Below are 7269 nucleotides of genomic sequence, written 5' to 3' on the forward strand. Positions count from 1 at the left end.
CACCCAGGGGCATACCGGATCGCGACCTGGTCGTCCGGCTGACCCCCGCAGGTGGGGGGAGGACACCGTGACGATGCCCCGCACGAGGTTCAGCCGCGGGTGACCCCCGCAGGTGCGGGGAGGACAGGTCTCGGGGCTGCTCGTGCGCGGCCGCCGCGCCGGGCCGGCTCGTTCCGCTGGGGCTGCCGTGGACGGACCTGAACCGGGACTCCCGCTTCGACGACGACTGGCGCCGGGCCGTCCAGGGCGAACTCGTCAACCGCGCCGCCCGCGCCCCTCGCCGCCCGCCGGCCGCCGGCCTTCTCGACACCGGACTCGACCCTGCGGTGCAGCGCCTGGCGGTGAAGGAGCTCAAGGGCCTGCTCGGAGGTGTCCGGAAGCCCGACGGCCGTGACCCGCTGGTGGTGGCCGGCGTGGTGGTGATGGACGTGGTGCGCCGCCGGGCCGGCGCGTGGAGCATCCCCGAGCGGTGGGCGCAGGTGCTGGACCGGTGGCGTGCCGAGCACCTGGTGCTGCTCGCGCGGGCGCAGCGGTGCGCGGGGTGCGGGGCGGTGGAGGACCGGTCCTCGCGGACGGCGGCGGCCCGGGTGCGGCAGAACCTCGACTGGCGGCCCTCTGGCGCGGACGGCTGGAGCACCCAGTGCCCCTCGTGCGCGGGCGGCGAGCACCCCTTGTACGGCGGTTCGATGCGGGGCGTGCGCTACGCCAGTGAGCGGCGGATCCTGGTGCCAGCAGCGCTTCCAGAGAGGCATCTCCCGCCAGCGCTGGCGGACCAGTTGCCGCCCCCACGGGGTGAGCCGCATCAGCGCCTGCTGCTCGTACGGCTTGAGGTTGACCATCCCCTCGATCACCGGAGCTCCGCGCTCATCGAGCAGCTGGAACCAGAGGCCGCCCTCACCGCGCAGCTCCCGCCGCCACCGCGCCGGCCACTTGGCCGGGATCAGGCGGTCCGGGGAATCCCAATCGACCGACCACGCCGCCGCCCTCCCACTCGCTGCCTGAAGGACCCCATGAGCCCCGCCCTCGCCCTGCAGCGCTACGGCGCCGGCGACACCACCGACCTGCTCGACACCCTCGCCGACGTCTGGGCCGAAGCGCACACCGGCCACGACGACATCGCCGCCGCCGGGTTCACCCCCGACACCCTGCGCCGCCAGATCACCGGCCACGCCCGCCACAACGGTTTCGTCCTCATCGCCGCCTACACCGAGGGGCGGCTCGTCGGCTTCGGCTACGGATTCCGCTGCTCCCCCGCCTACTGGTACGGCGAGCAACTGCGCCCGGCCATCACCCCCGACGCCCGCGACACCGACTCCCTGGCCGGGATCTGCGAACTCGCCGTCCGCACCGGCTGGCAGGGCCGCGGCGTCGGCACCGGCATCCACACCACGCTGCTGGAGGCGCTGCGCACCGACTGGGTGTCGCTGCTCGCAATGCCGGGCGACGGGCCCGCCCGGCGGTTCTACGATCGCCTGGGGTACCGGTACGCCGGCCCCTACAGCCCCGGCCCCGACGGACCGGTGCTCGACCTCCCCCTGCTCCGCACGCCCCTCTGACCGGCGCAGCGCACCGGGCCCGGCCGAGGCGGCGTCGGCCCGACCTCCCGGAGCGCCATGACCTCCGCCACCACCCGGTTCACGCCCGGCAGCACCGCCGTACGCCGCGACGTCCACAACAGGAAGGTCTGGTCCGCCCAGCCCTACCGCACCCTCGCCGACGACTGCGACGTCCTCGAACTCCTCTACTGGCCCGGCCTCACCAGCCTCGGTCCGACCACGTGGTCGGACGCGATGCGCACCGGTGACCACGCCCTGCGCCAGTCCGGCCTGGAGGACCTCGCGGCCGGCGAATGGCAGCTGGGCCCGTGGCAGTGGGAGGGGACGACCCTGCGCTCGCGCTTCGAGGCCGGCGAGTACTTCAGCGTTCACACCTTCCAGGACGCCGCGATCGGCGAGCCGAAACGGTGGTACGTCAACTTCGAGCTGCCCTACACCCGTACCCCGATCGGGCTCGACACCTTCGACCTCTTCGTCGACCTGGTCGTCGAACCCGACCTGAGCTCCCACCGGTGGAAGGATCTCGACGAATACGAGCAGGCCCGACGGCTCGGCCTGATCGACGACCACCTCCACACGCAGGTCGACGCGGCCCGTGAGCGCGCACTCGGCCTCCTCCAGAACCGCACCGGCCCCTTCGCCGAGACCTGGCCGACGTGGACACCCGACCCGGCCTGGCCCGACCCCCAGCTGCCCGACGGCGCGGACACCTTCGACCCGGCCATGCCGCGGTGAACCAGAGCGTGGAGTTCTTCCCCACCGACCAGCTGGACCTGGTCGAGACCGCCGTCCCGCCGCTGTCCCGGCAGGAGCGACAGGCCATGGACGAGCAGTGGGAGCGCGACGCGGCCCGGAACCCGGCGATGTTCGACGGACCGGCGCTCGCCTGCAAGTCGCTGGCCTTCGCGCCGACCGGCCGCCTGGTCCTGTCCTGGGCGCCCGTCACCTACCGGTACCGAGCACTGCGCCGGATCCCCAACGCGAGCTGGAAGCCCTCCGCCGTCTTCGTCACCGTCCTCCAGTCGGTCGACAGCGGCGGCATCCTGATCGGGCGCCAGTCCGCGTGGACCGCCCACCCGGGCCGCTGGCAGCTCCCCGGCGGCACCCTGGAGCCCCCACCAGCTGGACAACCGCTCGATATGGACGCGCTGCGCGGCCACGCCGCCCTCGAACTCGCGGAAGAGACCGGCCTGCGCGCCGCCCCGGACGCCCTCAACCTCTGGGCGCTCACCCGCGGCGAGCACGGCAATATCGGGCTCCACCTCACCGCGCCCCCGCAGCCCGAGAACCTGCTGCGCCAACGACACCAGACCCTGCTGTCCTCCAGCGGCACCGACCCGGAACTTGGACAGGTCGAGACTGTCTGCGACCCGGCCCAGCTGCACGCCCTCGGCCCGGTGGTGGACTACCTGCCGCCGCTGCTCGCCCGCTGGACCGCGGCCGAGCGCAACACCGCCCCCAGCACGGCCGAGTGGCCGCCGCCCGCCGCCTGGCCCGCGGTACTCACCACCCGCCGCCTCCAGCTGCGCCCGTTCGCGAACGGCGACCAGCGGCTGCTGGGCGAGCTGTGGAGGGATCCCGCCGGCCGGCGCTACCTCGGCGGCCCGCTGACCGGCGACCGGCTCGCCCAGCGGCTGGCCAAGGCCTCGGACCGGGCCGGCCACTTCACCGTCACCCTCGACGGCACGCCGGTGGGCCGGGTCACCGCAGACACCGACCACCGCGCCCCGGGCCGGACCGAGATCTCCTACGAGTTCCTCCCGGCTTTCGGCGGCCGCGGGCTTGCCACCGAAGCCGTCGCCGAAGTCCTGCGCTGGGCCCGCGCCACTGCCCCCGCACGGCCGATCGTCGCCGTGACCCAGGCCGCCAACACCCGCTCCCGGCTCCTCCTCGCGCGGGTTGGCCTGGTTGCGGTCGAGCGGGCCTTCGAGCACGGCGCGGAGCAGGTGGTCCATGTGTGGGCGTCGAGCTGAGGATCGGCGTGCTGCCAGTGCGGTGCTCGGCGAGCGCGCCCGGGCGGCGAAGGAAACCCGCTGGTCAGCTTGTATGCGGCGCGGACCGGCGCGGACCGGCCCGCCGCCGCCCGAGGCGGCTACGCGTAGACCTGGAACGCCACCGCGTTCTCCTCCACCCTGTTCCCGGCTGCCCGTTCCTGCGCCTTGCGGCCTGCGGACCACCGCAGGTCACGCAGGTCGGTGGGTGTTCTACCTGGGCAGCGTGACCAGCGATGACAGGGGCGCAAACCTGCAAGGTTCAGCATCGCGATCGGGCCGGATAACGGCCGTATGGTGCCCGTACTGCGGCTGCCTGACCGTGGAACAGAATGGCCGGAAGTATCGGGTTCCCTTCCGATGCTATGTGTCTACGCTCCACCTATCGAAGTCAAGTCTGGAGGGCGCAGTGAAGGTGAAACGAATTGCACTGTTGTTGCAGCTGTGCTGATCTTGGAAGCTAGCCCCGCAAGTGCGGGAAGCGTTAGCTGGTCGAGCTGCAGCACCATCTTCGGATGTGACTACGGAGCAGTCTCGAACGACTTCGGGCGCGGTACGGCTACGGTCGCGGACGGCAGCGCCGACGGTACAGGAGCGGCGGTTCAGGTTGAGTTTCCGAACGGTGCGCGCGATATCGTATTCACTTTCGGAGGCAAGGGGTCTTCAGTCTCGAAAAGCTGGGGATACCCCATTCAGAGGGCTCGAATCTGCGACGTTCTGGTCGGAGGGAAGCAGCAACTGTGGTGGCTGGAAGTATTTCTGACCCTAGCTTGTGACCCGCGCAGCGGGTTCCAGCAGTACGCGCACCGGCGCACCGGCCCGGCCATGTCTCCACGGTACGAGGCCCTGGGTCTGGCCCACTTCGAGGGCCGCACTTTCAACGGCTGGCACCACCACGTCACCCTGGTCTCCCTCGCCCATGCCTTCTGCACCCTGCGCAGACTGGCCACCGCCCCAAAAGACGCGGCGCCGGCCTGAGTCTCTACCAAGTCGTCCGCGAGCTGCAGTTACTCCTCGCCACCCGGGCCGGCGCCTGTCCCACCTGTCACCGCGATATCACCGGACACAGTCGAACGCCGGGGTCGCGGCCAGCGTTCGGGCGACTTCGGATATCCGACACAGGCCCCTGGAAACGGGTCCTACTGACTCCACGGATGCAGGGCACTCCAGGTGCCACCTGCTGCCGCGAAGACGAGTTCCGATCTCTCAAAGACTTCCTCGGAACTCGCGGGCCGTGGGCCGTCAAAACGCTCGGCGCAAAGATCCACCTGCAACAGTCCATCGGGCGCCGCTCAAGCTCCGCACCGGCGTCTTCTCCCTCGACACCGTGACCGCCACCGGCATCGGCACCACGGGCACCGGCCGCGCGGTGATCTGCATGGGTGACACCGGTGCCCCGGTGGTCCGCGAGACCAAGGGCAAGGCCGAACTCGTGGCCGTCGCCTCCCGCTCCTGGCAGGGTGGCTGCCTCGGCACCCCCGCCACCGAGACCCGCACCGGCGCCTACAACACCCGCGTCGACGACATCGCCGGCTGGGTCCAGCAGATCCGTGCCAAGGCCGTGGGCTGGAAGACCCAGGCCCTGGTCCGCAGCGACAACGATCTCTACTTCGCGTCCCGCCTGTACGACGGCAGCTGGACTCCGTACGAGGACGTCCAGGCCGCGGCCGGCAACATCGGTGGCGTCCGTGCCGTCGCCACCGCCGGCATCAACACCTCCACCCACATCATCGCCCTGGGCGGCGACGGGCACCTGCACTACGCCATCCGCAACCTCGACGGAAGCTGGGCGCAGCGGTTCGTCGATCTCAACGTCGCGCTCAATGACCTCGGTAACATCACGCAGGTCTCCATCTCCCCCGTCGGTGCGTCGTGCGCCGTGCAGGGTCAGATCTGATAGTCCTCAGCGCAGAAGGTCGGTTCGCTCACCGAGCTGTCCTCCGCCCTGGCCGTGTCCAGGAACAGGTTGGGCCCGTCGGGCACCGCCGCTCCGTTCGGGCTGAACCGCAGGCCCAGGTCATGGTCTTCGACGTGCTGGACGATGGCCGCGTCAAGGACGGAGGGCGTGATGCCGACCAGCGGAATGCCTCCGTAGTGGAGCTGGGGTCCGGTACGGCCGTGCACGGTCACGGCACCCAGCTCCGGAACGCCTTCCGGATACCAGTACCGGGCGGTGACACCGGCGCGCTCGAAGCGGTCGGTGTGGAGGGACCACTGCCCGGACTCCTTCCAGAACCAGAACGGGAAAGCGCCCGTCCGTCCGGCCGGGATCTCGCCACCGAGGGCGGCTGCCACCTGGTGCGGGCTCATGCCGAACCGGAGCGGCCCCACGTGCTCCAGCGGGTTCCACTCCCAGCGGGGGCGTTCGTGGTCAGGCGTCACGGGCCAGGCTCCCGGGTTCGCGACCAGGTCACGGACATCATGCCCCTTGATGACGGAGGCAGCCCTGTCGTCGGCGACTCCGGGGGCGGTAAACAGGGCAGTGGTGATCATGGCGTCCTTCCGCCCGACGTGCCCTTCGGGTAGCCGCCCCCACTCCTGTTCGGCGGACATGGAGACGCCCCACGCCGCGATCTGCGGATCCCCGCTGCGGTTCGTCCTCACTGCGGCTCCCCGCCGGGCCGCGAGGCCCAAGATCTCGGCGCGGGCCTCGGAGGGGAGCTGCCCGATCAGTTCGACGTCGTCGAGCCGGACGAACGGGCCTCCCCTGGCATCGATCTTGACCGCGACCAAGCAGCCGTCCTGGTCGTAGACGGCGATCACGCAACCGCCGTCGTACGGAGTCCAGCGCCATTCGTCGGCCGTGCACTGTCCGCCGCCGTTCCATTCGCCGTCCAGGGCCGCCTTCACCTCGTCGTGGTCCATCCCGAACCGCAGCGGCCCCACCGCCACCAGAGGATCGAGCACCCAACGTGCGCGCTCTTCCGGCTTCCTGTCCCACCAGCCCATCCCAGTCCCCTTCCCTCACCACCTCAGACGTCGCCCGATGGTCCCCCGGAGCATATGTACCTCTTCTGACAACGCCGCTGGTCAGCAAGCCGCCGCCCGGCAGGATCACAGGGCCAGCGCCGTGCGTCGCCTGGGGCGGGGAGGCTGGTGACCTCGGCGATCGCTTCGGGGGACGGCTTGACGTAGCGGCGGACGTTTTCCGGCTTCTTGTGCCGGGACTTCGCCATCAGCATCAGCAGGGAGGCGCCCTGCTCACCGAGGTGGGTCAGGCAGGAGTGGCGGTACTCGTGCAGATCCCAGCCGGTTCCCCGGCCCGTGCACGGCGGTGTGCTCGTCGAGCAGCCTGCGGGCCTGCCCGTACGAGAGCCGCGCGAGCCCGCTGTCCGGGCAGACGTCGCGCGCTGACGATCTTTCCCCGGCCGGGCTTGCGGTGGGTGACGAACACCGGGCCGCGGGTACGGCCGCACAGGAGCCGGGCAGGAGCCGGGCGGTGCCGGCGTCCCAGTACACCGTCTCCAGCACGTAGTCCTCGCGGGCTTGGCCCCGGCGGCGGGCCTTGGTCCGGGCGCCCTTCGCCTTGACGGGGTCCGGCCAAGGTGAGCCCAAAAAAGGGGCAGTGGGATGATCTTGGTGCGCCAGCAGTGCGGTTCGGTGTCGTCCTCGGAGTTTTTGAAGGCTCTAGGGCCTGTGTGAGGTTGTGATCAGTCTTCGGGTTCTGCCTTCGTCCGAGGGTGAAACCCGGTACGACTGTGTCTGTGACGCGTAGGCAACTC

At 70.9% G+C, this 7269-nt stretch carries 5 protein-coding genes and 2 pseudogenes; 5 read left to right on the top strand and 2 right to left on the bottom strand.

Features of this window, described 5'->3' with window-relative positions; translation table 11 throughout:
* The first annotated feature begins 1010 nt into the window (after nt 1–1010).
* The 5 genes and pseudogenes from ACZ7RU_RS28585 to ACZ7RU_RS28605 all read left to right on the top strand — a co-directional run bounded on the left by ACZ7RU_RS28585 (nt 1011) and on the right by ACZ7RU_RS28605 (nt 5444).
* Nucleotides 1011–1556: a GNAT family N-acetyltransferase gene (locus ACZ7RU_RS28585; protein WP_470343839.1), complete on the top strand. Its 546-nt coding sequence runs from the start codon at nt 1011–1013 to the stop codon at nt 1554–1556.
* A 57-nt stretch (nt 1557–1613) separates the two neighbouring features.
* The gene (locus ACZ7RU_RS28590) at nt 1614–2291 is read left to right on the top strand and encodes a ribonuclease FAU-1 family protein (RefSeq protein ID WP_470343840.1); all 678 of its coding nucleotides are present in this window, start codon (nt 1614–1616) and stop codon (nt 2289–2291) included.
* Nucleotides 2288–3529, top strand: coding sequence for a GNAT family N-acetyltransferase (locus tag ACZ7RU_RS28595; protein WP_470343841.1), 1242 nt, complete (start codon nt 2288–2290; stop codon nt 3527–3529). The genes ACZ7RU_RS28590 and ACZ7RU_RS28595 overlap by 4 nt, the downstream gene beginning before the upstream one ends.
* Nucleotides 3530–4387: 858 nt before the next feature.
* Nucleotides 4388–4525, top strand: a pseudogene (locus ACZ7RU_RS28600) (IS701 family transposase); the annotation flags it as partial.
* 349 nt (nt 4526–4874) lie between these two features.
* Nucleotides 4875–5444 carry a hypothetical protein gene (locus ACZ7RU_RS28605; RefSeq protein WP_470343842.1) on the top strand — a complete coding sequence of 190 codons (570 nt, stop codon included), beginning with the start codon at nt 4875–4877 and terminating at the stop codon, nt 5442–5444.
* Here ACZ7RU_RS28605 and ACZ7RU_RS28610 read toward each other — a convergent pair.
* Both ACZ7RU_RS28610 and ACZ7RU_RS28615 read right to left on the bottom strand, forming a co-directional pair.
* Nucleotides 5435–6496, bottom strand: a complete 1062-nt coding sequence (locus ACZ7RU_RS28610; RefSeq protein WP_470343843.1) for a hypothetical protein — start codon at nt 6494–6496, stop codon at nt 5435–5437. The two genes, ACZ7RU_RS28605 and ACZ7RU_RS28610, sit on opposite strands and share 10 nt — an antisense overlap.
* 116 nt (nt 6497–6612) lie before the next feature.
* Nucleotides 6613–7081, bottom strand: a pseudogene (locus ACZ7RU_RS28615) (site-specific integrase); the annotation flags it as partial.
* Between the last annotated feature and the right edge of the window lie 188 nt (nt 7082–7269).

It is taken from the genome of Kitasatospora sp. NPDC114501, assembly GCF_055633695.1.